Source organism: Streptomyces sp. NPDC050759 (assembly GCF_044456945.1).
Taxonomy (GTDB): domain Bacteria; phylum Actinomycetota; class Actinomycetes; order Streptomycetales; family Streptomycetaceae; genus Streptomyces.
Window position 1 is genome coordinate 1,104,646 of record NZ_JBITGI010000001.1, and the last position, 23,173, is coordinate 1,127,818.

General features: G+C 66.2%; 22 protein-coding genes, 1 tRNA gene and 1 pseudogene. 9 read left to right on the top strand and 15 right to left on the bottom strand.

Annotated features, from left to right (window positions below):
• Positions 1-265: 265 nt before the first annotated feature.
• Together ACIBJB_RS04860 and ACIBJB_RS04865 are read left to right on the top strand one after the other, a co-directional pair.
• Positions 266-781, top strand: a complete 516-nt coding sequence (locus tag ACIBJB_RS04860; protein WP_398926490.1) for a hypothetical protein — start codon at positions 266-268, stop codon at positions 779-781.
• Positions 781-1,200, top strand: coding sequence for a hypothetical protein (locus ACIBJB_RS04865; RefSeq protein ID WP_398926492.1), 420 nt, complete (start codon positions 781-783; stop codon positions 1,198-1,200). The genes ACIBJB_RS04860 and ACIBJB_RS04865 overlap by 1 nt, the downstream gene beginning before the upstream one ends.
• 1,249 nt (positions 1,201-2,449) lie before the next feature.
• On the opposite strand, the gene ACIBJB_RS04870 is transcribed toward ACIBJB_RS04865, so the two are convergent.
• Entirely contained in the window at positions 2,450-2,986 is a 537-nt protein-coding gene (locus ACIBJB_RS04870) for a hypothetical protein (protein ID WP_398926494.1), read from the bottom strand.
• Between the two features lie 464 nt (positions 2,987-3,450).
• On the opposite strand from ACIBJB_RS04870, the gene ACIBJB_RS04875 reads away from it, so the two are divergent.
• The gene (locus ACIBJB_RS04875; RefSeq protein WP_398926496.1) at positions 3,451-4,278 is read left to right on the top strand and encodes a hypothetical protein; all 828 of its coding nucleotides are present in this window, start codon (positions 3,451-3,453) and stop codon (positions 4,276-4,278) included.
• Positions 4,279-4,436: 158 nt separating this feature from the next.
• On the opposite strand, the gene ACIBJB_RS04880 is transcribed toward ACIBJB_RS04875, so the two are convergent.
• The 3 genes from ACIBJB_RS04880 to ACIBJB_RS04890 form a co-directional block, all read right to left on the bottom strand.
• Positions 4,437-4,802, bottom strand: a complete 366-nt coding sequence (locus tag ACIBJB_RS04880) for a hypothetical protein (protein WP_398926498.1) — start codon at positions 4,800-4,802, stop codon at positions 4,437-4,439.
• A gap of 33 nt (positions 4,803-4,835) precedes the next feature.
• Positions 4,836-6,248, bottom strand: a complete 1,413-nt coding sequence (locus ACIBJB_RS04885) for a TQXA domain-containing protein (protein ID WP_398926500.1) — start codon at positions 6,246-6,248, stop codon at positions 4,836-4,838.
• Between the two features lie 267 nt (positions 6,249-6,515).
• The gene (locus ACIBJB_RS04890; protein WP_398926502.1) at positions 6,516-6,983 is read right to left on the bottom strand and encodes a single-stranded DNA-binding protein; all 468 of its coding nucleotides are present in this window, start codon (positions 6,981-6,983) and stop codon (positions 6,516-6,518) included.
• A gap of 289 nt (positions 6,984-7,272) precedes the next feature.
• On the opposite strand from ACIBJB_RS04890, the pseudogene ACIBJB_RS04895 reads away from it, so the two are divergent.
• Positions 7,273-8,084: pseudogene (locus ACIBJB_RS04895) on the top strand (transposase family protein).
• 80 nt (positions 8,085-8,164) lie between these two features.
• Here ACIBJB_RS04895 and ACIBJB_RS04900 read toward each other — a convergent pair.
• The gene (locus ACIBJB_RS04900) at positions 8,165-10,210 is read right to left on the bottom strand and encodes a GTP-binding protein (protein WP_398926504.1); all 2,046 of its coding nucleotides are present in this window, start codon (positions 10,208-10,210) and stop codon (positions 8,165-8,167) included.
• Between the two features lie 3 nt (positions 10,211-10,213).
• Positions 10,214-11,821: a dynamin family protein gene (locus ACIBJB_RS04905; protein WP_398926506.1), complete on the bottom strand. Its 1,608-nt coding sequence runs from the start codon at positions 11,819-11,821 to the stop codon at positions 10,214-10,216.
• 322 nt (positions 11,822-12,143) lie between these two features.
• Here ACIBJB_RS04905 and ACIBJB_RS04910 point away from each other — a divergent pair.
• Positions 12,144-12,216: transfer RNA gene (locus tag ACIBJB_RS04910), tRNA-Arg, on the top strand.
• A 218-nt stretch (positions 12,217-12,434) separates the two neighbouring features.
• Here the strand turns inward: ACIBJB_RS04910 and ACIBJB_RS04915 are convergent.
• A complete protein-coding gene (locus tag ACIBJB_RS04915) occupies positions 12,435-12,950 on the bottom strand; it encodes a hypothetical protein (protein WP_398926508.1) in 516 nt (171 codons plus the stop codon).
• A 357-nt stretch (positions 12,951-13,307) separates the two neighbouring features.
• Here ACIBJB_RS04915 and ACIBJB_RS04920 point away from each other — a divergent pair, with 357 nt between their 5' ends.
• On the top strand, positions 13,308-14,915 hold the full coding sequence (locus ACIBJB_RS04920) for a hypothetical protein (RefSeq protein WP_398926510.1): 1,608 nt from the start codon (positions 13,308-13,310) through the stop codon (positions 14,913-14,915).
• A gap of 107 nt (positions 14,916-15,022) precedes the next feature.
• On the opposite strand, the gene ACIBJB_RS04925 is transcribed toward ACIBJB_RS04920, so the two are convergent.
• A complete protein-coding gene (locus ACIBJB_RS04925) occupies positions 15,023-16,405 on the bottom strand; it encodes a HEPN domain-containing protein (protein WP_398926512.1) in 1,383 nt (460 codons plus the stop codon).
• A 108-nt stretch (positions 16,406-16,513) separates the two neighbouring features.
• Between ACIBJB_RS04925 and ACIBJB_RS04930 the strand changes: the two genes are divergently transcribed.
• A complete protein-coding gene (locus ACIBJB_RS04930; RefSeq protein WP_398926514.1) occupies positions 16,514-16,843 on the top strand; it encodes a hypothetical protein in 330 nt (109 codons plus the stop codon).
• A 211-nt stretch (positions 16,844-17,054) separates the two neighbouring features.
• Positions 17,055-17,369, top strand: a complete 315-nt coding sequence (locus ACIBJB_RS04935) for a hypothetical protein (RefSeq protein ID WP_398926516.1) — start codon at positions 17,055-17,057, stop codon at positions 17,367-17,369.
• A gap of 713 nt (positions 17,370-18,082) precedes the next feature.
• Here the strand turns inward: ACIBJB_RS04935 and ACIBJB_RS04940 are convergent.
• The 7 genes from ACIBJB_RS04940 to ACIBJB_RS04970 all read right to left on the bottom strand — a co-directional run bounded on the left by ACIBJB_RS04940 (position 18,083) and on the right by ACIBJB_RS04970 (position 21,751).
• Positions 18,083-18,850: a hypothetical protein gene (locus tag ACIBJB_RS04940; protein ID WP_398926518.1), complete on the bottom strand. Its 768-nt coding sequence runs from the start codon at positions 18,848-18,850 to the stop codon at positions 18,083-18,085.
• A 271-nt stretch (positions 18,851-19,121) separates the two neighbouring features.
• Positions 19,122-19,574, bottom strand: coding sequence for a hypothetical protein (locus tag ACIBJB_RS04945; RefSeq protein WP_398926520.1), 453 nt, complete (start codon positions 19,572-19,574; stop codon positions 19,122-19,124).
• A gap of 111 nt (positions 19,575-19,685) precedes the next feature.
• Complete coding sequence (locus ACIBJB_RS04950) at positions 19,686-19,988, bottom strand: hypothetical protein (protein ID WP_398926522.1); 303 nt, start codon at positions 19,986-19,988, stop codon at positions 19,686-19,688.
• The gene (locus ACIBJB_RS04955) at positions 19,985-20,728 is read right to left on the bottom strand and encodes a GntR family transcriptional regulator (protein ID WP_398926524.1); all 744 of its coding nucleotides are present in this window, start codon (positions 20,726-20,728) and stop codon (positions 19,985-19,987) included. The genes ACIBJB_RS04950 and ACIBJB_RS04955 overlap by 4 nt, the downstream gene beginning before the upstream one ends.
• A complete protein-coding gene (locus tag ACIBJB_RS04960) occupies positions 20,725-20,949 on the bottom strand; it encodes a hypothetical protein (RefSeq protein ID WP_398926526.1) in 225 nt (74 codons plus the stop codon). The genes ACIBJB_RS04955 and ACIBJB_RS04960 overlap by 4 nt, the downstream gene beginning before the upstream one ends.
• Positions 20,950-21,148: 199 nt before the next feature.
• Positions 21,149-21,460 carry a hypothetical protein gene (locus ACIBJB_RS04965; protein ID WP_398926528.1) on the bottom strand — a complete coding sequence of 104 codons (312 nt, stop codon included), beginning with the start codon at positions 21,458-21,460 and terminating at the stop codon, positions 21,149-21,151.
• A 12-nt stretch (positions 21,461-21,472) separates the two neighbouring features.
• Positions 21,473-21,751, bottom strand: a complete 279-nt coding sequence (locus ACIBJB_RS04970) for a hypothetical protein (protein ID WP_398926530.1) — start codon at positions 21,749-21,751, stop codon at positions 21,473-21,475.
• A gap of 78 nt (positions 21,752-21,829) precedes the next feature.
• Here ACIBJB_RS04970 and ACIBJB_RS04975 point away from each other — a divergent pair, with 78 nt between their 5' ends.
• A complete protein-coding gene (locus ACIBJB_RS04975) occupies positions 21,830-22,585 on the top strand; it encodes a GntR family transcriptional regulator (RefSeq protein ID WP_398926532.1) in 756 nt (251 codons plus the stop codon).
• The last annotated feature ends 588 nt before the right edge of the window (positions 22,586-23,173 follow it).

Sequence of the window (23,173 nt, forward strand, 5' to 3'; positions counted from 1 at the left end):
GGAGCAAACCGGCACGTCCATGTTTCTCCCGGCGTACCCGCCTCTGTCCCGGACGCAGCCTCAGGAGCGGGCGGCGGTCACGATCTTTGGCAACAGCCGAGCACCCAGCGACAACCGTCAGTAGTCTTCGACCGGTCACGCTTAGCAACCGCCCTTCGATGACGAGGTCAACATGTCCTCTCCGCCGAGTCAGCCGTCCGTTTCGTTTGAGGAGTACCGCCTCTACTACGAATCGACCGAAAGAGTTACGGAGCGTCGGTTGGCCATGAATCGCTGGAACTACTCGGTTCTAACGGCGAGCCTTTTGGCGATCGGAGTCATCCTAGGGTGGGCTTCGTCGCACGATACTTTCCTGCTGGCCGGAATCGTGGGAATACTTGTCTTGAGTGCCGTTGCCTGCTTCATGTGCTTTTACTGGCTAAAGCAGATCGACGACTTCAAGGCGCTAAATACAGCAAAATTCGCAGTATTGAACAAAATGGCACCGTTGGTAACATTCGAAGGACCAAACGGGCCATCTCAAGCTAAATCTTACAACTGTTTCGACAAAGAGTGGCGGGAGCTATCCGCCGCTCACGCCCTCCAGTCCGCTTCATCGCGCACATTTGTGCGCGGCCTACGATCTTCCGGCGCGGAGCGTTTTATCCCAAGGGCTTTCGGCTTAATTTTCGCCTTGGTTTTCATTTCTGTACTAACGTTTTCAATACTGAGCTGGGGAGACGTAACCGATCACCCATCCCCCTTCAGCAAGTCAGAACAAGTGGAAAAGAAGACTAAATAATGGAAGGCTACATCTATTCAATCATGCCCGTGTCTTCCGATAAGGAATTCACGCAAAAGCGGGCTGGCATGAGCACCGTGTCTAGCGAATTCAATTTGACGGTTCATTTTCCCCTGGATCGCGGCCTGCCGAACCCCGGTGAGGAGTTCGACCTGGCACGAGTTGTTGGCGAGATGAAACAAGCAGCCTTGGTAATCGCAGACCTATCGCTTGAACGGCCGAGCTGCTACTACGAACTTGGACTCGCTCAAGCTCTGGGCGTCCGTGTAGCCCTGATCGCCATAGCTGGCACGAATGTTCATCAAGCCTTCGGCAGGAACGCGATCACTGAGTATCCGAACCTGCAAGAGTATCCGTCGGTGCTGCGTCGCATCTTGCGGGAGTGCGAACTAAGCGAGCGCCTCCAAAACGGTCAGTGACCACCGCATTAAGAGTCTGGTCCGGGCCGGCTGCCATCGCTCACCGACACGACGCTGGGGTACGCCGCCATCCGGCGCCGTGGATGCCAGAGACCTTCTGATCCGTAGCTCTATGCGGCTCGGTCAGTGGCGGTCATACCGGTTGCGCTTGGGCCCTTCAAGGACGCTGCCGGGCGGGGTCGGTTGCTGTGGTTGCTGCACTTGGCTGCTGTACTGCTTGCGCATCCGCCTGGTCGAGAGACCTCTTCGCCCCGAAGCAACTGGGGTGGGGGCGCTGCCTTGGGCTGGCGTGACTCTCACCTGTGCTGATGGTCCGTGGGCGTCCGCGCTTGTTCGCTGCTGCCCGTCGGCATTGTCACGCAGTGAGACACTCACCCGCCCATCTCGGAACCGTGGATGGTGCGTTCGATGTCGTGTCATGTCGTGCACATAGCCGAGCAGAGATCCACCTCCTGTCTCCCCTGGGCAGGCTCCGCATTGTTTGGAGCTGCCATGGGCTGCGTCGCCTGGTCGCTGACCGTCTGGGCGCGCGCATACTGCGACGCGGGTTACGACGCCGGCGGACGCTTGGAACTCAACCTCCTGCTCCCTCTTGTCGTGGGAGGCGAAGCACTCGTTGGACTCGTGGCGCGGGCCATTGGTCGACGCCTGGTGGTTCGCGCGCCAACGACGGTCCGCGTCTCACTGCCGACGCTGCTGGTGGTCGTCGCGACGGTGTCGTTGGCATGGTGGCTCTTCACGACCCGAGGGACGCTGGACGGCTATCCCGGCGACTCCGGACTATGCCCCGTGAGTAACGTCCCTCCACAGTGGCCTGACTGGATTCCCGTTTGATCAGCCACACCCGAACTGTCAGTGCCTCTTGCTAGCTTGCTCGTCAAGACCGGTCAGAGAACCCTTGAGGTCCGCGGTTAAGGGGGGTGGGCACAAAGGTCCCCGGGTTCGCCTCGGGACTGTGAGCTTAAGGCCGCGGCATCCACCCCCCTCCTCAAGCCTCGCGCCGAGCTCCCCGCGCACGCCACGATGAGTCCGCAGCCGGAAACGGCGCCCCGCGCGATGCACAGGCTTTGCGATCTGGCCTCATCCTTATCAGGTCGATCATGGGACACCGTTGCCCTCGCACAACCCGCTCCAGAGCAGTGCAGGTCGTTCGCCGCGATGCGGCTTCGATCGCTGGCGTACGCCTCTGTTGGTGTCAAGCATTGGTGTCAGGAACCAGGGCCGCCCTTGACAGCTTCGGCTCAGCACGCTATCGCACAGGTTGGCTGCGAACGATAGCGCTGGCCAGCACGCGAGCAGAGGACGGAAGCTGAACGCTCGGAAAACGGCCGGTTCGTCGTCCTCGCTGAAACCACGCGTCGAACTCTTGGCTCACCTGCTTCGACGTCAGCAACACAACCACAGTCATCGAACGGGACCTTCCGCCTTCCAACGTGGTCACCTTGAACCACCCACCGGCGTCCAAGGTCAGCTTCTCCTTCGGCCAGATCTCAGTGCCGTTGGGAATGCGGTGAACGATCCACACTTCATGATCTTGAGGCAGGTCAAGGGCTCTGCCTTCGACATTGATCTCAGTGTCGAAGGTATCGCCCTCGATCGGGCCGGTGAGCCAGGCCCGGCTCCCTTGTCCCGACCCTGCCTGAGCTTCGGTTTTTACTCGCCGCCGTTCCGGATAGGACAGTAACGAGGTCAAGAGTTTTTGTCCGCTACGGGTACACGCAGCACAGGCGGACACAAGGATGGTGCTCAACGCCCCAGCCAATGCCGCTATCAGCAAATTGATCATCTTTATAGGTCGCGCACCGGTGGGATCGTCGCTGCACGCCTCCCCCTCACCCAAAGAGACTAGGTGCCGGACGGCATCTCTCATGACTTTCTTGCGATTTCGTGATTTTTGCTTGGATCGGTGTGAAGCGGAGCCTCCCCATGCACAACCTCAACCCACCACTCTGCCCAGCTCCCATCCCGTCCGCCGTCGACCCACACACCGTGGAGCGGGCGTGGTTCATGGCGTCCAGGTGGAGCGCGCCACTGTACGAACGACCTGGACGCCATGGGCCGCGTCTGCTCGGCTCTGCCTGGGTCGATGGTGGTCGGGATGGGAGTACCCCGCGCACGCCACTACGGACTCGCGGTCGGGAACGGCGCCCCCTCCATCCCGGTGCCGGCCGATCCCCCGCCGGAGGCATCGTCTTGACCGTGGGCCGTGCAATGCGGTGATCGACTCATGGCCACCGGTCCTATCCACATGTGGGCGCGCGTCGGCGGCGGCAGCGCCGAGCGGGCCGAAGGCAGGAGCGGCGCCCGCAGCGGAGCCGGGAAGCGCGCCCGGCGGAGCGGAGCGCAGCCGGGGCTGCCGATGCCGTACTCGACGCCGTACCCGTCGAACCGGAGACCGAGCCCGGGGATCTGCTGCGTACCGCGCTGAAGCTCCAGCGCCGGACGGAGGACGTGGTGCGGGAGGCCGTGGTCGCCGAGCGGGAGCGTGGGACCACCTGGGCCGAGATCGGGGAGGTCGCCGGTATCACCCGGCAGTCCGCCCACGAGAAGTGGTACGGCGATGTGCACGCCTGGGCGGCTATCGGCCGTAGCGCCCTGCCGCCGCACCTGAAGACACTCGAGGTGGCGGCCGAGGCCGACGCCCGGTACGCCGGGCTGCGTCCCGACCGACCGCACGCGGTGACCTCAGGGCTGGACGCCGTCCGTTTTCCCGGCTCCCACGCCTACGAGGCCAGCCTGCGGGTCCGCGGTTCCGCCCTGCACACCCGGCGCACGAAACTGGACGCGCGGGCCACGAAGCTCAACGAGGCGTACAGCGCGCTGCATGCGCACGGCCCTGCCAACGCGCCCATCGGTGACGATCCCCGCGCCATCGACACGCACCGCGGGCATGCGGACGCGGTCCGCGCCAACCGGCTCGCCATCGCGGCCGTACACGCGGAGATCGCCACCGTCTACGACCAGCTCGTCACCGCCGAGCCCTCCCTGGCCGAGGAACACCGCACCCAGTCCGACTGGCACCGCAACGCCTCCGAACAGGCCCGCGGCTACGCCGACCTCCTGAACGATCATTCTTGACGCGCCTGCTCATCAGGGACGCGCTCATTCCCGGTCCGAGTGATCTCGACGCCGCCCCGCAGCGCGCCGCCTGGGCCGTCGCTTTCCGCGCCGCCCAGATCTGGTAACCCGGTTCGCCGCGACACGCGAGCCGCCCCGGAAACCCCGCCGGGCCGCCCCTAGGCGTCGGAGCCGCGCCGCGCCGCCAGCAACACGGCGGCGCCAATCGCCACCGCCCCCACCGCACCCGCGGACCGCATCGGCCCGTGGGACGTGCGCCACGACAGCACCGACCACTTCGACTGTGCCGACAGCAGCGACCCCGTACTCAGCCAGGACCCCGCCGAGATCAGGGACAGGGCCGAGCCGATCGAGCCGACGGACAGGGCGCTGCCGATCGAGCCGACCGAGAGTGCCGAGCCCACGGAACCGATGGACAGGACCGAGCCCACCGAGCCGATCGACAGCACCGAGTCCTGCGACCACAGGGACAGCACCGAGTCAGAGGGGGTGTGACGCGCCGGTGACGCGAATGGCTTGGTCATGACGCCATTGTGCCCGTCACCGACACGCCGCGGTCAGTCCTGTGCCCCGTTCTGCTTTCTTCCGGTGAGGACCAGGGCCGCGCCCCCGATCACCACCAGGGCGATGGCGGTACCGGCGATCAGCGGGGTCGTGGCGGAGCCGCCGGTCTCGGCGAGGTTGACGTCGGTGGTGGGGACGGCCACCGTGGCGGGGCTGGGCTCGCTGAGCGTCTGGGTCGTGGCGCCCGTCTCGCTGCTGCGGGTGCGGCAGTCGAGGACGCCGGTGAAGCGCTTGGCGAGACCGCCGGGGCCGGTGATCGTGAAGTCGTACGCCTGGTCCTCCTGGAGCGGGACCGTCACCGTGCGGGACTCGCCCGCCGCGATGGCGTACTCCGTGCCCATCAGCTCGAACGCGAACTCCTCGTCGCCCTGGTTGACCGCGGTGATGTCCAGGCCGCCCTCGGTGCAGTTCCGCGCCGCGGAGAGGGCCGGTACGGCGCCCTCCTTCGCCCAGGTCGCGCTCGCCGTCGCCGAGACCGTCGACTCGCTGGAGCCGGCGAGGATCTGCGTCTGGCTCCGGCTCTCGGAGGCGAACGCACGGCCGACCGGCACCGTGGTCGAGGCCTGGACGGTGAGGTCGGCCGAGCCGGCCGCCGCGTCCTCGGGAACGTCGAAGTAGAGCTCGCTGCCGTTGCTCGCGGAGGTCACCGGCCTGCCGTCCTTGCCGACGATCCGCACGCCGCTCGTGGCCGCGTCGGCCGGCGGGGTGACCGTCGCGCCGGCCGCGTTGGTGTGCACCGTGACCGGGCCGAGCAGCTCGCCGGGGTGGCCGGAGACCGCGGGCGGGTCGAGCGTCAGCGACGCCGCCGGCTCCACGAGGTCACGGGCGCTCTTCTCCAGGTGGTCCGCGAGCTTCTCGGCCTGCGGGTCGACGGCGTCGACGTCGGCGTGGTCCGAGTAGCGCCAGATCGCCACCTGGGTGCCGGCCGCCGCGTCCTGCTCGGTCAGGCCCGAGGCGATACCGGCCTTGGCGGCGAGCGCCGCGAGATCGTTGACCTGGGGATAGGAGTTCTGCAGGATCCAACGGATCTTGCCCGCTCCCTTGTTGGCGCCCAGTGAGGTGCCGCTCCAGTCGGTCTCGTGGTACTTGGCGTCCTTCTGCGTGGGGTTGTAGAGGTCGACGCAGTACGTCTGCAGGGTTCCGCCGCCCTCGACGGACATCTCGAACAGCCCGGCCGGCACTCGCAGATCACTGTCGGTGTCGTGTATCACCGCGTCGCCGTAGGTCTTCAGGCCCCCTATGGTGGCCGTCGCCCCTCTCTGGTTCGGCGCCGCCTCGTCCGCGGACGCCGTGTCGGCGACGGCCACCGTCGCACCGGCGGCGAGCAGGCCGGAGACGAACGTGACGGCCGCGAGGCGAGCCGCCCCCCGTCCGCGCACGGACAGCGCAGAGAACGCAGAAAACACGGAATTCCCCTTCGAACAGGACCCGTTGACCAGCGGGGTGGCGGTCCCACCAGCAGAATCAGTAGCCCCGGGAGCTGTGTTCGGCATCCTAGGGACGCGGCCACCCCCCTCCTCCCGGGGATGCGGTCGGAAGATCGATCCGACTCGGAATCGTTATCGCGAGACAGGTCAACGCGCATGGCTTATCGACAAATCGACCAGAGGCATCCGGAACACATTCGCCGATAAGCCGCACTTCGGTCAGGAGCGCCGCGCCCCCGGCCGACGTCACGTCACCGCGACGGCCTCCTGTCGGTCCACGGACTCGGACTCACGCGGCGGTGTCTCCCAGGACGGCTCGGGCTGGGCGGACGAACCCGCGACGGTGTTCTCCGGCCGCTGTGTGCGGCGGAAGGCCGAGGTGCCGCGCGCGAGGTCGTGGCCGATCGCCACCGCGTCGATGTCGGCCGAGGTCCAGGCCGGCTGCCCCTCGCGCCCTTCCGAGCGCACCTTCAACCTGCCGTGGACGACCACCGGATCACCCACGTTGATCGACCCCGACACGTTGGTGGCGAGCTGGCGATTGGCCCACACCGTGAAGAAGTTGGTGTGCCCGTCCGTCCATTCGTTCTTCTCGCGGTCCAGATAGCGCGCGGTCGCCGCCAGCCGGAACCGCACCGATGCGCCCGTCGGCAACTCCCGGTACACCGGCTGTGTCGCCACGTTGCCCACCGCGCAGATCATCGTCTCGTTCATCGCTGGGATCCCCTCCCGGACATGCGTACGGGCCCGTCCCGTACGGCTGCTGCTGTCTGCGTGCCGACCGCGTCACCGCGATCGCCGCGAAGCCAGACTGCCTCCGCCGGGCCGAGCCCGCTGGGCCCTGTGGACGGTCCACGGGTTGTGGAGAACTCCGCCACCCGAATGAGTGAGCTTCTTCGAGTTGGCCACCGATCAGGTGACGGCCGGCGAAGCGCAACGGGCGAGGCCCCCGGGCTGTTGATCGAGATGTCTGACGCCTCAATCACGTTGCTCGGGGGCCTCGTTGGTCATCTATCCTGCCGCACTCGACCTGCCGCATGCGCTCGTGGAGTGGGTGACGATACTGATCGTCACCCGTGAGGGCGACCGGCGCTGCAAGCTCCGCCCGTCCCAGCGAGCGATGGTGGCACTGGTGTACCTGCGGGAGCACACCACCCTGGCGAAGATCGCTTCCGGGTTCGGGATCAGCGAGTCCACCGCTCACGCCTACACCAGCCGGGTCGTCCACCTGCTCGCCGAACGAGCACCGGGTCTGCTGAAGGTCCTGCGCGAGACCGAGGCGGACTTCGTCCTGCTGGACGGCACGCTCGCCGAGTGCGACCGGGTCGGCGACGGCCGGGCCGACTATTCCCACAAACACCGGCGCCACGGCGTGAACGTGCAGGTCGTCACCGACCCTGGCGGCCGGCTGCTGTGGCTCTCGCCCGCTCTGCCGGGCCGCACTCACGACCTGACCGCCGCCCGCACCCACCGGATCATCCGGACCTGCGAGCGCCAGGGTGTTCCCATCCTGGCCGATCTCGCCTACCAGGGCGGCGGCCCTTGGCTGACCACCGGCATCAAACGCAAGCCCCTGCAGGAACACCTCGATGGAGGAGCTCGCCGAGGCCGTCGACATCGACATGATCGGCCGCCATCTCTACACTCACCGCCACCGGAAAGACCCTCAACCGGGCGCTGGCCGCTGCACGAGCGCCGGTCGAGCGCGGCGTCGCGCGCTTGAAGTCCTGGCGCATCTTCCGCAGGTCCCGGTGCAGCCCGAATCGAATGACGTCAATCGCCAAGGCCATCCTCACACTGGAGCGGCAACGCTGAAGAAGCTCAGTGAACGGCTCCACGGACCCGCCCGTCACCCCACCGCCGTCACGCTCCTCACCCCACCGCCGTCACGCTCCTCACCCCACCCCGACGACCCTGCCGTACTGCTCCCGGACCTCCCGGTAGCGCAGCAGTTCCGCCGCCACCGGGTCCAGCACCCGCGCCCGCCCGCACCCGGACGCCGCCTCCCGCAGCCGCCGTTCCGCCTCCACGCCGTACCGCCGCGCGGGCCCCCGTGCCGCCATCCGGCAGCTCCACTCGACGATCGGGCCGCCGATGATGCCGGCCACCATCAGCAGCACCGGGACCCCCAGGTTCGGCGCCATGACCCCGACGATCTGGCCCACCAGCCAGAGCCCGCCGATGATTTGAAGGAGCGTCATGGACGCCTGCGCCAGTACGGCCACCGGCCACCAGCCCGGACGCGGCGGACGGCCCGGTGGCAGCCCGGCTCGGGCCGTCAACTGGTCCAGCGCCTCGGGCAGTCCCTGGGAGCCGCGTACGGCCGCCTCGCGCACCGCCTGTGCCCACGGCGCGGGCAGCCCCGCCGAGGCCCGGTCGGCGAGCGTCCGTACGGCCTGCTCCACCCGCTGGCGCGCGGTGGCCTCCTCGTCGGGCTGGGCACGCACCGGCAGTCGTCCCGTGGACGGTTCGCGCCGGTCCTCGAACCAGCGCCACAGCCGCAACCAGGGCGTACCGCACGCACGGTTGGCGTTGCGCAGCCAGGCGCGTTCGGCCGCCTCGCCCGCTGCGGTGGCACCGACCGCGTCCGCGAGCCGGGCGGCGAAGTCGTCGCGCGCCTCCTCGCTCAGCCCGGTGCGGCGGCCCGTCGTGTAGACAGGCCGCAGCCGCCACGCCGCCGCGTCCACATCGGCCGCGATCCGCCGCGCGGGAGCGCCGCGCTCCGTCACGAAGTGGCCGAGTGCCTCCCGCAGTTCACCGACACCGTCCCCGGTGAGCGCCGACAGCGCGAGCACCGTGGCGCCCGGTTCGCCGTACTCCCCGAGGGCGATCCCGTCCTCGTCCAGCAGTCGCCGCAGATCGTCGAGGACCTGCTCGGCGGCCTCCCCGGGCAGCCGGTCGATCTGGTTGAGCACGACGAACATGACCTCCGCGTGGCCCGCCATGGGCCGCAGATAGCGCTCGTGCAGGATCGCGTCGGCGTACTTCTCGGGGTCGACGACCCAGATGACGGCGTCGACGAGCGCGAGGATCCGGTCCACGTGCTCGCGGTGCTGGACCGCGGCCGAGTCGTGGTCGGGCAGGTCGACCAGGACGAGCCCGCGCAGCTGGGCCTCCGACTCGGCGCTCTGCAGCGGGCGCCGCCGCAGCCGGGGCGGGATGCCCATACGTTCGATGAGACTGGCCGAACCGTCGCTCCAACTGCACGCGACCGGCGCGGCCGTGGTGGGCCGTCGTACGCCGGTCTCCGAGATGGCCACTCCGGCGAGCGAGTTGAACAGCTGTGACTTGCCGCTGCCCGTCGCACCCGCGATGGCGACCACGGTGTGCTGCCCGGAGAGCCTGCGCCGTGCGGCCGCCTCGTCCAGGACCTGGCCGGCTTCGGCGAGCGTGCGGCTGTCGAGCCGGGCCCGCGAGAGCCCGACCAGCTCCCGCAGCGCCTCCAGACGGGAACGCAGGGGGCCGTCGTAGGTGAGCGGGGCTGCGGGCGGTGCGTTGTGCCCACGGGCCTCCATGGCGGCGGCCTGCTCGGTCTCGGCGGTGACCCGGCGCGCGATGAGGCCGTCGTCCCAGGCGTCCCCGGAGTCGTCGTCAGCGGGTGCAGCGGCACCGACCGGCTCCGGGGAGCCGCTGCCGGTGTCCCTGCGCCCGCGCCCCGCCCCCGCACGCGCGTGGCCGTCGGCGGGCGCCCGCCCCGGAGCCTCGCTCACGTTCCCCTCCTCGTCCCGCTCAGGACCGCTCTCCGACCCCGACACCGTCTCCACGCGCGCGTGCTCGTCCTCGCCCTCCGGCTCCACCTCGGCCTCCACCTCGGCCTCCACCTCGGCCTCGGGCAAGGGCTCCTCGACCGGCCTCTCCCCGTCTCTCTGCCCGTCCCTCGATTCCCCCGATACGGCGTCCCCCGCCTGCTCCGTGTGGTCCTGATCCGTGACGGCGGTCATCGGTCACCTCTCCTTCTGCAGTACGGACAGCGCGGCGATGAGTTCGGCCTGGGGCTCGGGGTGTACGTCGAGTGCGTCGAGCGGGGCGAGCCGGCGTTCGCGTTCGGTGTGCACGACCCGGTCGAGGTGCTTGGCGAGCAGCCGTCCGCCCCGGTCGCGCAGTCGCAGGGCTCCGTGGGCGCCGATCCGCTCGGCGAGCCCCTCACCGGCGACCCGCGCCCGGCGTCCGCCGAGCAGCGCGGTGGCGACGAGGGCGGCGACCGTCTCCGGGTCGGGCGCGACCCCGCGGTCGAGGTCGCGGATCTCCTCCTCGGCGTACTCCTCCAGCTCCCGCCGCCAGCGCCGTACGGCCATCCCGATCCGGTGCTCGGCGCTCTCCGGGGTCGGATCGCGGTCCGTCAGTTCCGGCGCGGCCGCGGCCGGTTCGCGCCGCCAGGCCTCGTCGACGCGTTCGTCGGCGGCGGTCACCGAGCACAGCAGCAGGGCGCCCAGGCTCTCCACGAGGGCGTCCAGCAGCTCGGCGGCGGTGCAGTCCAGGGGAAAGGCCCGCCAACGCTTGAGGGCGTCACCGGCGAGCACGGCACCGGCCTGGAGCCGCCCCCGCAGGCGCGCGTACTCGCTGTCGTACGCCCCCTCGACGGCCGCGGTGAGCCGCAGGGAGGCCGCGTACTGCGCGGCGGCCGCGGCGGCCAGCTCGGGCATCCGGGACTTGAGGGAGGCAAGCACCCCGCGGGCCGTACGGGCGACGGCGTGCTGCCGGGCCGCGGGATCCTGCACCTGGTGGACGAGCCAAGTCCGCAGAGCGGCCACGGCGGTGGCCGGCAGCAGCCCGCCGCCCCAGGCGGACTCGGGCAGCTCCGGCACCGTGAACCGGGGCACGTCGCCGAGGCCGGCCTTGGTGAGCAGGGCGCCGTACTGCCGCGAGACCTCGGACACGACCTGGTGCGGCACCCGGTCGAGCACGGTCACGAGCGTGGCGTCGTACTCCTTGGCGGTGCGCAGGAGATGCCAGGGGACGGCGTCGGCGTAGCGGGCGGCCGTGGTGACCATGATCCAGACGTCGGCCGCGCAGATCAGTTCGGCGGCGAGGAAGCGGTTGTCGGCGACCAGGGAGTCGACGTCGGGGGCGTCCAGGAGCGCGAGACCCGGCGGGAGGGTGTCGGCGGTCTCGATGCGGAGCACGCGCGTGGGGTCCTCGCCGGGCAGCAGGAGCTCGTCCCCCGCCTCCTGTTGAGGCACCCACACGCGCGTGAGGTCGGGCAGTACGCGCATTCCGCTGAACCAGTGATGGTCCTCCGGATGGCAGACCAGCACCGGTGTCCGCGTGGTCGGCCGCAGCACACCCGCCTCGCTCACCCGCCGTCCCACAAGGGAGTTGACGAGGGTCGACTTGCCGGCCCCGGTGGAACCGCCCACCACGGCCAGCAGCGGCGCTTCGGGGTCCCTCAACCGGGGCACCAGATAGTCGTCGAGCTGGGCGAGCAGTTCGTCGCGGTTGGCACGCGCGCGTGGGGCCCCCGGCAGGGGCAGCGGAAAGCGTGCGGCGGCGACACGGTCGCGCAGGGCGGAGAGTGCGTCGAGCAGCTGAGGCCGTACGTCCAAGGTCACCACATGTGAAGAATGCCCAATTTTAGGGGAATTCTGAAGCATATGAGCATGTCTGCGCGCCGACGGAACACATCGGACGGAAGGGGCGACTGGGACACGGGCACAGTCCAGGCATAACGAGTGCACAACACCCGGGGCGCAAGCGGCCAAAATCGGTGCACGATTCGTACCTGCCTGCGATTATCAGGACCGCTTCACCGAACCTCCACATCGAGCCACGGAGGCGAAGCAACAGGGACGAGGACACGGGAGCCCTATCCTTGTCCCCGGCAACGTCACGGACCGGCCCACACCCGGGCACCCAAGACAGAGGCCACCACACCCGGCCCCCGTAGCTCAGTGGATAGAGCAGGCGCCTTCTAAGCGCTTGGCCGCAGGTTCGAGTCCTGCCGGGGGCGCTCTTTCCTCGCTCTCCTTCGGGAGGGCGTTTTTGCTGCTCAGAGCGGGGATCGCTCGGTACGACGAAGCCCCGGACACTCCCCTGACGATCAAGGGAGGACTCCGGGGCTGTCCGGCTGTCACCGGGGTTTTGCGGGTGGCTGTGTCGAATACGTGTCGAAGTTCTTTGGCTGAAGATCAACCAGAGTCGGGCGGCTCGGGGAGGTCTCCGGCGGCTTCAAGCCGCTTCTTCAGGTCCGGCAGTTGCCCGTCGACGCACCGGGCGTAGGTGGCCAAGCAGCACGGGCACGCTGTTGCCGGCCCACTCGGCCACCTGGGCGGGCGGGAAGCCGTCGTTGAGCCACTTGGTGAGGCGGGTGTGCCGGTTGTCGTACACCCGCTTCCCGGTCGGCGAGTCGAAGACGTGCGGAGCCAAGGCCGCCTGACGAGCACTACGCCAGGCACGGCGGATCACGGAGCCAGCGAGGATGCCGCCGTTCTCGCCCTGGAACAGCAGTTCACCCGGCTTGAGCCCTTCGTCTTCAATGTGCTGCCGCAGGACGCGAGTCAGGGCGGGATGCCCCGGCACGGATCGTGTGTCGCCTTCAGCGCGGCCCTTGAGATCGCGCCGTTCGTGAATCTCACCCGTGTCGGTCCATTGCTTGCCAACCTCGGGTGTCGCGGTGTGGATCATCAGTTCGCACCACTGGTCGTCAGCGTCGATGTCGGGCAGGTGCACATCCCGCACGTGCATGGCGACAGCCTCTTCGGGGGCGCGGCCCGCAGTAGTACAGCGTGGCGAAGAAGGCGTGCAGTCGCTTTCCTCCCCGGGGACGCCGGCGAATCCAGTCGAGGAGCGCCGCTGCCTGCTCGGAGTTCATCAAACTGCGCTTGTCCACGGCGTTGCTCGTCTTGGTAGCAGTCGTCACCTCTTTGCCCTTGGGGAGGGGGTTGGGCAGGTCCACAGACTGCCCGACGCGCCGGAAGCTTACGGGGCCATGATCACTCGCGCCAAAGCAGCTCCCGGCCAAAGTCGCTACACCGACCTGTGGCCACAGCTAGGCTTTCCCGCTAGTGACTTACATGCCGTTGGGGGAGGTTCCGAGCCAAGATGACGCAGGAAAGCCCGTATCAGCACCTCCGGAAGATCGCGACTTCAGCTCCATCTGATTTGGCGATATGGAAATCAGGACAGTTTGCGCTGCCCATCGCGTTGTTTGAGGTTTCCAAACGGCGACTCTCCGATAAATTCAAGCGAATCAAAGCCGGTGGCTCCCCGGATGACGATGGGGAGATCGGAGGCAAGTGGGCCTCAGCGGCGAGCCACTTGACGGAGTGGGCTTTCCGTTATGGCGATCAGGCTGAAGAGGGAAGAGAGCCGACCGAACAAGACGCAGTCGCTGCCGTCAACCTAGCCGAGAAGTGGAAGGCGCTTGATATCGCCCTTAACGCCGGGAAGGCAGATCGCGCGAAGATCTCACAGCCGAAGCGAGGGTTTTGGGTTGATCCCTTCAATGATCCACGAATGGAAGTCTTGGATATCCTCTTGGAGGGGGTCGACACTCTCGCCGAGCCAAATCTTACCGTGGGTCCTGATCTGAGCCCTGCAATTACTCATCTCAATTCCATATGCGTTTCAGGCCCCGATGAATCGGCCGCAGTCCCCAAATGGGTAGTTGGCCTATTCGTGCAGCATTCGAAAAACCAGCTGCGCGCCCAGCGTTGGGAGATACCAGGATCTACCGATATCGGAGGCATGACTCTCGATGAAGTCATCCCTCTGTTCGGGACCCTGCGTGGAATCTCCCACGTTAGCTGGGAAGTGTTCATCCGCTCTCCAAGCCTGACCATGGCCAATCCAACCTTCCAACGGAGTGATCTCGCCCAGATGATCGCTCGCTACAATCCGGATTGCGACAAGATCGAACGTTTCCTGGAACTTTTCATCTATCGCGGCCAGAACGGCAGATCTCCACTCTCAGCACCACTCATCGAGTGGAATGGCTTGCTGATCGTAACTCCGCATTTGCTACACGACTCTTTGACGGAGCGACTGGTCCTTCGTGGCGCGTCGGCAGACCCTGCCACTTCCGGAAAGCTGGGCATAGCTCTTGGTGATCTATGCAGTCGATGGGCAGTTCGCTTGCGCGATATCCCAGGCGTCGAGGTTAGGGAAGAGGTAAAAATCTCCGACGCTGGAAACAAGAAGTTGGGCGACCTCGACATCGTCGTGCTCGACAGAAGCAAAATGCAGGGACTGATTGTCGAGGCCAAGTGGCCCGTCGACGCCAGGACCTTGAATGATGCCCGAAAGCAAGAAGACGCCATAGACAAAGGGCGGCTGCAAATCGAAAGGCTTCAGGCACAGATGGGAAGCGACGTCAAAGTCAGATTTCCCCCCGGATGGCCTAACTTCCACGATGTTCAGTGGAAATGGATTGTCGGGACAGCTCGATTTCTGGATTCGCGACGAATCAAATCGACCGTCCCTTCCACCAGCTTGCGCCTAGTCGAATCACTCCTACCTGTAAACTCATTGCAAGAATTTTTCGATGCATTGGAAAACCTTACGCTGCCTCGGGAAGGCGAGGATTTTCGGCTCGGGTGGGAAAAGGTAAGGATTGGCCAGCATCTAATCCATGTGCGAACCATCAGAATAATGAAGCCTCGCCCAGCAGGTCCTCCGCTTGGCCGACGACGTGCCGACGGATGGACGTGAACCGATCCTACATGCGGGACGCTGTTCTCAATCGATGAACGGCGCCCCGCTAGCTTCAATCTGACGTTGACACTCCAGAGACCTGCGAACGCCAGTTAGCGCCCAACTTACCCCGTAGGGGATTCCTCATCTCGAATTTGCTTGAGGGCAAATTGATACGCGTCGCGCTTTCTGACTCGGTCACACGCATCGTGCACTCCGAGATCTTGCAAGATTCGCGCCCTCATAATCCACAAGAGGATCTCGCCATGCCAATGACGACTCGCCGAGCTCAGGCCTCCGTTCGCCCCACCATGAGAGACACCTGTTCGAGCCCATACGACATTCTTACAGAAGTCTGGAGCCGCACTCAAGAGCTCCTGCCCCAGCGACCCTGTCGAGCGCACCACATCTTCTACGCGCTTCGATAGCGGCTTATCGTTTCTCCCTTGGATCACATTTTTCGCCCACTGCGTCACATCATCGGTCAGGTGGGCATCTTCAAGCGCAGAAACGACCGCTGCAACACGCTGCTTATGGTCAGCTTTCGGCAATTCTGCGCTACCATATGTCGCCTTGCGTGCCCCATGATATGCCTCCATGCTCTGGAAGTAGGAGGCGAACCGGTGCTCCTCGTACGTGAATGGAGCATAGAACGGTGCCAAGAGCAGCGTTAGACTCTCGCGGAGTTCCTGCCGAAGGTCAAACCATTTAGGCAGCAATTCACCGGCGAGCATGGTCGCAGTATGGAGAAGCAGTAGAGTCGGCGCGCTGTAGCTGTGGATTTTGTGTTCATTTACCGGGGCAGTTGACTGCCGAGTTTCGAAATAAGCCTCACACCATTCAACCGAGCCATACGGCTTGAGAGCAACTTTCGTCATGGAGAGCGGCCTCCCCAGGGAGACAATCAACAGATCATGGAACGGCCGCGCATACCGCTCAAACAGCTCACGCCACTCGCATACATGTTGACTTTGAGCGTAAAATGAACACCACCTCTCAAAGTGGACACTAGATTCATTCATGCGCCCCTCTGCGCCACTCTTGATTGCCAGTTCGACGTTACCCCATGAACCAATTGCGAGCTCAACAGTATTCGGATGCAGTACTGGATCTGCCGCTTTGGAATAGGTGTGAATCGATGGCGCTCCTGCCCATTCCGCCAGGTAATCAAAGTTAACTCTAATCCCGGTGAAACTCGGCTCTGAAAGGTGCTGCCCTAGGACCGCCAGACCCACTCGATGCGTCTCTTCCCGCGGGGGCAGCGTTGTGGAAAGTCCGCTTACTTCAACTAGAGTGATTTCCTTGCCATCTCTAGACTCTCCGTAAACCAAAGGCGTGATGACCCATTTAGCGAATCCGAGGGTTATCCCGGAACTATCTTCTTCCATCGGCCGCAGTGCCCCAAAAACCCTCAGAGAGATCCCCTCTGCGGAGTACACCAGCGCCCCCGGTATTTTGTTCGAATTCCCTGGTAGCCACCAGGAACCCTCTATCTCGCGGTAGTCCATCGTGGCAGTCTGCCCGAGACTGGAGCCAGAGCAGAAGAGGCAGCCTCCTTCGAGTTACTCAGTTTCGCGGAAACGGCTGGCGAGAGGCACTCCTTCATGTACACCTGCTTGAGCGAGCACGACAGCACTTGGGCCGAGGAGTTGGGGACAGAGATGCGCGGTAGAGAGCTGCCGTACCCAGACGGGATCGGTCAGGAGGACGCGGCGCAGTGGATGCAGGAGTGTTTCGCGGATGAGGGTGTCGACCGCTCCGAGGAGCCCGCAGTGCTGGTGCGCGCGAGCGCTCCAGGTAACCGCGCGGTGTTCCACAGCGACGAACAGTGCGGGCTGATCGTCGGCGAAGGCCGGCGATTGGATGACGCCAGTTGGATGCTGGTGGGCGACGCTCAGGCGGTGGGTTATCGGCCGTGCTGGCGCTGCGGGTCGCCCGAGAGTTAGGAAGACCTGGCCGAGGCCACCAAGGTCCCGCCGTGGCCCGCCAGTTCAGGGGACCACTACAACGCGTCAGTCGGCTGCCGCTGTCGAATGTGTGTCGAAGTTGGCGATCGTAGGGCTGCCCGCGAACAGCCCCGCAGGTCAGAAGCCTGCTGCCCCCCAAACACCAGGCGCCTTCTAAGCCTCAGGTCGCTCACTAGGTCATGATCTGTTGATGGATGAGTACGCGTGGCCCACGGGCCCGGACCTGCCGGCCGCAGACGTAGTTCTCGGGAGCTGGGCGGCAATCGTCGCAGCTCTGCCAGTCGGAACCCACATCACCGGAGAGGTCATCGGCCGCCAGCCCTTTGGCGTCTTCATGCGCATCGACGGTGTGCCCAACGCCGTGGCGCTGGCCGAGATCACGGCCATGCCACTGGGGATGGAGCTGCCCGCTCTCGGGGCCTCCGTCGAGGGGGAAGTCTTCTGGCACGCCCACAACCACCAGGTGAGGGTCCGGCTGGATGGGTGGCGGACGTCTGCGGAGTGATCGTTCCCTGGGCCGTCCCTGGGCCGTCCGACGCCCCCCGAGGTCACTCGACGACAACCGGCAGTGACAGTCGATCTACAGCCGCCGACGACGAACCCCCAGGTCACAGCCCCCCGACCAAACGGGTTACCACCCGAGGGTGGACGTCAGGCAAGATGGGGTGTTTCTTACCGTGAGTAGATCACCTGTCGCCGAGGCAAGCCAACCGAGGAACTGTATGAGCACCGTCTACGTACGCATCGGGGACCACCGGACCAGTTATCACACGGACGTTGACTGTCCGTCACTGAACGGGAAGCGGGACACCTACGCGGGTCAGGAGTCGATGCCCGAGGAGGAGGCCAAAAAGCAGGAGCTCACAGCCTGTGGACACTGCAAGCGGTAACTCTGCAAGCGCCACGACTGTCCAGTCACTTAGGTGGGCCGACGGCAACCTGTGTCTCGCAGTCACGCGGTGAGTGTCTAACTGCGTGACAACGCCCACGCACAACGGCGAACAAGCACGGACGCCTGCGGACCATCAGGGCAGGCGAGAGGCGCACCAGCCCCAGGCAAAGCCCCCACCCAAGTTGCTTCGGGACGAAGAGGTCATCGGTTCAAACTCCCCAGCCCTGACAGGCGAACCTCCTCGTAACGACCTTGATTGATCCACCTGGGTCTCAGCTGCGGGTCCAAGTGGGAGCTCTGGCCCAGCCAGTTGGCGCTTGCCTCGCTCAGAACCTCCTTGCGTCCGAGAGGGAAGCCGCAGCACTCCTGAGGTCGTCAGCGGCGTCGTGCAGATGGGCCGGCAGTTCTGCCACACGCATCAACGCCTGAGCGGCTGAGGCCAACAGGCTGACGTTGTCTTGCAGGTGCGCAAGATCGTCTCCCGCCTCCATCAGTAGCGGTGCGTTGTCCCGGAGATGCGCCAGGTTACGGCTGGCTTCGTAGACCATCCAGGCCATGTCTTCTGAGATGCCGGGAGTCCGGCCCTGTGTGCGCTCAAGATCTGACTTGAGGACCCTGAGGAGTGACGACAGCTCCGGCACTCGCTCCGCGAGAGTGCCCAACACCGGAGCAAGCCGATCAACATACTGATCTTGCGCTTCCTGGATCATCTTGACTAGCCGAGCTTCGGTCAGTCCACTTAGTCCTGCAAGGGCGTCCTGCCCCTCGGCTTCGCGAACACGCTTCCATCCCTCAAGGATGTCTACGGTGTACCTGTCGCCGTCCACACCGTCTACGCGCTTATGGTGCACATTGCACAACAACAGCAGGTTGGCGAAGCTGTTCCGTTCTTCCACGCTCCACAAGGGGTCGTACCGCTTCCCGCCAGCTTTCAGAGCGCGTATATGGGCAATGTCCAGGTTGAGAACGGGCTTGCCGTCGATGATGCGTACCGTCGGTGCCCCACACCTGGGGGCGTAGCAGCCGCCCCTCGCTAAGGTCATGAGCGCGGCGATGGTGGTGTTGTCGTACTTCCTGTGCGTCTCCTCGGCCATGGTGCCCCCCTCTAGTCGACGGAACTACTCGGAACGATAGAGATGGGCACTGACAACAGGTCCGCTACGCCGGTCAGTTGATGGGGTACAGCGTGGCTGAGGCCGGTGGGGGTGCAGCGAGACATACGGGCCCGCCTGTCCGTCGGCGCACCCGCCGTCGTGGCGGGCTGTCGTCGGTGGGCCGGGCGCGGCAGGATCTTGAGGGCTGCAATCCGCCGGGCACGATAGGGGCACCGCCGACGCTGGTCGACGGTGCCCGGGGGGCGCGGCGTCAGCAAGCGTCGTACTTCCAGGCGCCGCCCTCAACCGTCCACGGCTGTCCCTGCTGGTCGAACTTTGGCAGGCCCTTCACCTTGTACGAGACGCGGCCCATGGCCCCTGAGACGGTGGCGTGCACATCCGTCGCCGGATGGTCGGGCCCGTAGTCCTTCGCTGTCTGATCCACGGTGGCCGCGTACGTGGCCGGGTCTGCCTTGGCGCGGCAGCGCTTCGACAGGAAGGCGTACGCCCCCTCCCCGGCCCCTCCGAAGTAGAGGCTCACGTACGTGTCCGCGACGCGCTCCAGTTCGGTGGCGTCGGGCGCCCTCGGGGTCATGGTCGGCGTCTCGGCGGCCGTGGTGGGGCTGCTGTTCGGGGTGTCGGCTTTGTCGTCGCTGGACGAGGAGCAGGCAGCGAGGGTAGCGAGCAGGGCGGTGGTGAGTGTGATGGTGGCGCGGGTGCGCATGTGTCCCCCATGAACGGTGTGCTGGAGGGGGCATGGTGCCACGCGGGGCATGGTTGGGGCCCCGCCCGGGGGAATTCGGCGGGGCCGTGGGACCAGCCTGCGGCCGCTGTTTCAGAAGCGGTGTGGTTCGCTCACCCCCAGGAGATGACCCCGACTGGTTGCGATGCGGAGCACGTCCCGGAGAGTCCCGGTCAGTTCCCCGGTCAACCGTCGTAGGTCCTCCGGGTCCGTCTCCTGGTCGTCGAGGGTGGCCGAAGCGTGCTCCAACAGGATGGCCGCCGCGTCGAGTTGGTCCGCTTCGATGTTGTCGGCCAGGCGGGACATGTAGCCGCCCTTGTCATCCGTGCTCAGGTAGCAGGGCTTGCCCTCCGGGCCCGACCACGGGAGGAGGCGCAGTTCGTTCTGTGCTGTCATCCTGCCGTCTGCCTCTCGTCGGGCGTGTGGTGGGTGGTGAAGACTGCGTCGGCTCGGTCCCCTGGGAAGACCAGAAGGGCCGCCTCGACCACTCGGCCGGTGCGGTCGGTTGCGACGCGCGTAACCGCCAGAACTGGCGCGGCGGAGTTGGTTCGGAGAGTCAATGACTCGTCCGACGTCGGCGGGCGAGCGCTTACCGTCTCCCGAATTGCAGCCGGCGGAGGACCGAGTACGGCGAATCTCTTGACTGCCTCCGGGCACGGGGATTCGTCGTCGAGCACTCCGGCCGGCGCCAGGTCGCGCGGGACGTAGATACGGGCCAGCCCGTGCGGTGACTCCCCCTCGTGGCTGACGCAGAAGAACTCCGCGAGAGGGCTGCCCGTCGGCACCCTCAGCAAGGTCGTCAGGTGTCCGTCGGCCTGAACCGTTGCGGTACGAATGGTGACGCGTAGGGCCGCTTCGGCGGCGGTCCACGGGTCCAGCGTCCCCCAGCCACCCACGTACATGATTCGGCTGAGAGGGCGACGGACGAAGTTGCCCTTGCCGTGGATCTTCTCGACGAGGCCTTCGCCCTGGAGCACCGCGAGGGCACTCCGCAGCGTCACAGTGCTGGCCTTGTACCGGGAGGCCAAGTCAGCCTCGGACGGGAGTCGTTCGCCGGGCTTGAGGTGGCCGGTCGTGATCTGGTGCCGGAGATCGTCGGCGATGTCGTGATGGCGTGAAGGCACGGATCGGGTCACCGCCTTCTCAGCGTCCGCACGGCAGCGAGCCGAGTTCGCGTGTGTATGGTCAGCAGCTCGCCGGACTCGAAGAGGATTTGCTTCGCGCCTTGGGAAAGCTGGAAGAGATCTTGCACCCGGCAGGCCCGGCCACCGAGTTGGATGATGTCGCCGCGCTGCACGGTGGCCGCGGTCACCTCGACGTTGGATGCCAGCGTGCCGCCGGGTGCCCACTCCCTCACCGCTGCACCTCCGAGGGCGCGATCTGTCCGGACATCGAATGGCACGGGCAGTCACACGCCTCGTAGACCACCGGCAGGTCGACCGGCGCCGGGGCCGGCGAGGACTCCGCGCAGGCATGGTGGGTGCCGATCCGGCATGCAGTGGACCGGTAGGGAACGGCCGAGGCGTCCGTGACGCGGGTCTGTCGACGGGGAGGCATCAGTGGACCCCCACCAGGCCCGACCACGCGTCGGCCGGCAGATAGGCAGCAACGACCACTTCGCGCGTTCTCACGCGCTTCTCCCAGGCCAGTACGTATGGGCGGACGAGCCCCATGTCCTCACCCTTGAGCGTTTGCCTGTGGTCCACGTCGTCGGAGGCGCGCCAGCGGGCGGCCGTCGTCCTGTCCAAAGGCAGGGAGGAGGCGGGGGCGGCCGACGGCCCGGAGGTCGTTAAGGGGCGGCGGTGCCTGCCCTTGGGGAAGTGCCGCTCTCTGGTGCGCGAGACGGCACGGCGGATACGGTTGAGCACGCTGCTCAGCTCCTATCGCTGATAGCCCGGTCCCCCGACGTCGCCCGTCGCGGGGACCTCTTTGCGTACGACCGCCCAAAGGGTGCGGCCGCTCAGGCTGGTGGCGACGAGACCGAACCGGTCAGCCGCGGCCACTACTTCCAGTGCCTCTCGCCATAAGTCGGCGGAGAGCGATTCCGGCACCTCGGCTTCGACCGACGTGTGCCGGGGGTGTTCCTCCACTCGCGTGAGAAGCCCGATGGCGGACAGCCGTGCGGCGATGGCCGCCGCGCTAATTCCCGAAGCGGGCACAGGGCAGCCTCCGTCACCAGAGATCACTTTCAGTGAAGTTAGTTAACTAGATTAGAGCTAGTGGACTAGATTTTCCATATGCCTGAGCAACCGCCCTATCTCCGCATCGCCGACGAACTCCGGCGGCGGATCGCGGAGCACGTGTGGGAGCCGGGAGACCGCCTGCCCTCCCGCGCCCAGATCGGCGAAGAGTGCGGCGTGGGCGAGAACGTCGTGCGCCGGGCGCAGGAGTTGCTGATCTCCCAGGGTGTGTTGGAGGGTCGCGCCGGATCAGGCACGTACGTCGCCGAGCCTCGACAGCGAGTGCGGGTGGTCCGTTCCTCGGCGCGTGAGCAGCCCGACGGGTCGCCCTTCCGTGCGGACATGAAGGCTGTCGGCAGGCAAGGGGACTGGGAGAGCCGGACCGACGCCAAGGTGCCGGCGCCTGCGGAGATCGCGGCACGGCTGGGCATCGCCGAGGGCGAGCTGTGCGTGCGTACGACGTACGAGTTTCTGGCGAACGGCAGGCCCGTGCAGTTGTCGACGAGTTGGGAGCCGTACGACCTCACGTCCGGCACGCTCGTCGTCCTCCCCGAGGGAGGGCCGCACGCCGGGGCGGGCGTGGTGAACCGCATGGCCGCGATCGGCATCACCGTCGGCCACGCCGTGGAGCAGCCGGAGCCGAGGCAGGCGACCGCCGAGGAGGCGTCACTCCTTGGCATCCAGAAGGCCGCCCTCGTCACGCACATTCGGCGGACGTACTACAGCGACGAGGGGCGGCCCGTGGAGACGGCGGACATCGTGGTGCCTGCCGCTCACTGCGAGATCGTCTACGAGATCCCGATCAACCGCTAGCCAGCGGCGAGCCTGCCACCGGATGGGGCCACTCGTGCGTCGGCGGACGTTGACCTCTTCTCAACGCGAGCTCGAACATGGCACGTATGAGCAGAGATTGCGAAGTGATTGTTATCGCGTTCGGAGCCCGAGAGGTGATGGAGCCCCTTACCCAGCCCGACGAGCATCGCGCGTGGCACCAGTGCTTCGAACCGATCCCCGGTATGGACGCATGGGCCATCGACTTCTGGCGACTCAACTGGACAGGGCTCCTGCCTCACTTGGAGAAGATGCCTTGGCCCGTCCCTAGCTCGGTCCAAGTCCTGCTTCGGGACCAGGACGACGACTGCTTCGGGCTCTGGATGCTGCATGAGGGCAGACTGAAGGAGGTTCCACTCCCATGCACTGTCAGGGAAGCCGATGACGTGGCTCCGCTGGGTTCTATTCTCACCCGTACTGACCGGGAAGGATGCTCCGCCGACTGACAACCGACCCGGCGGAAGCCGTCTGCCGAATGTGTGTGGAAGGCACCGCACGTCCACGGTCGTCAGCCGAAGAACCCGAGGTCAGAGGGCATGCACCGGTGATCTCACCAAACGCCTTCTAAAC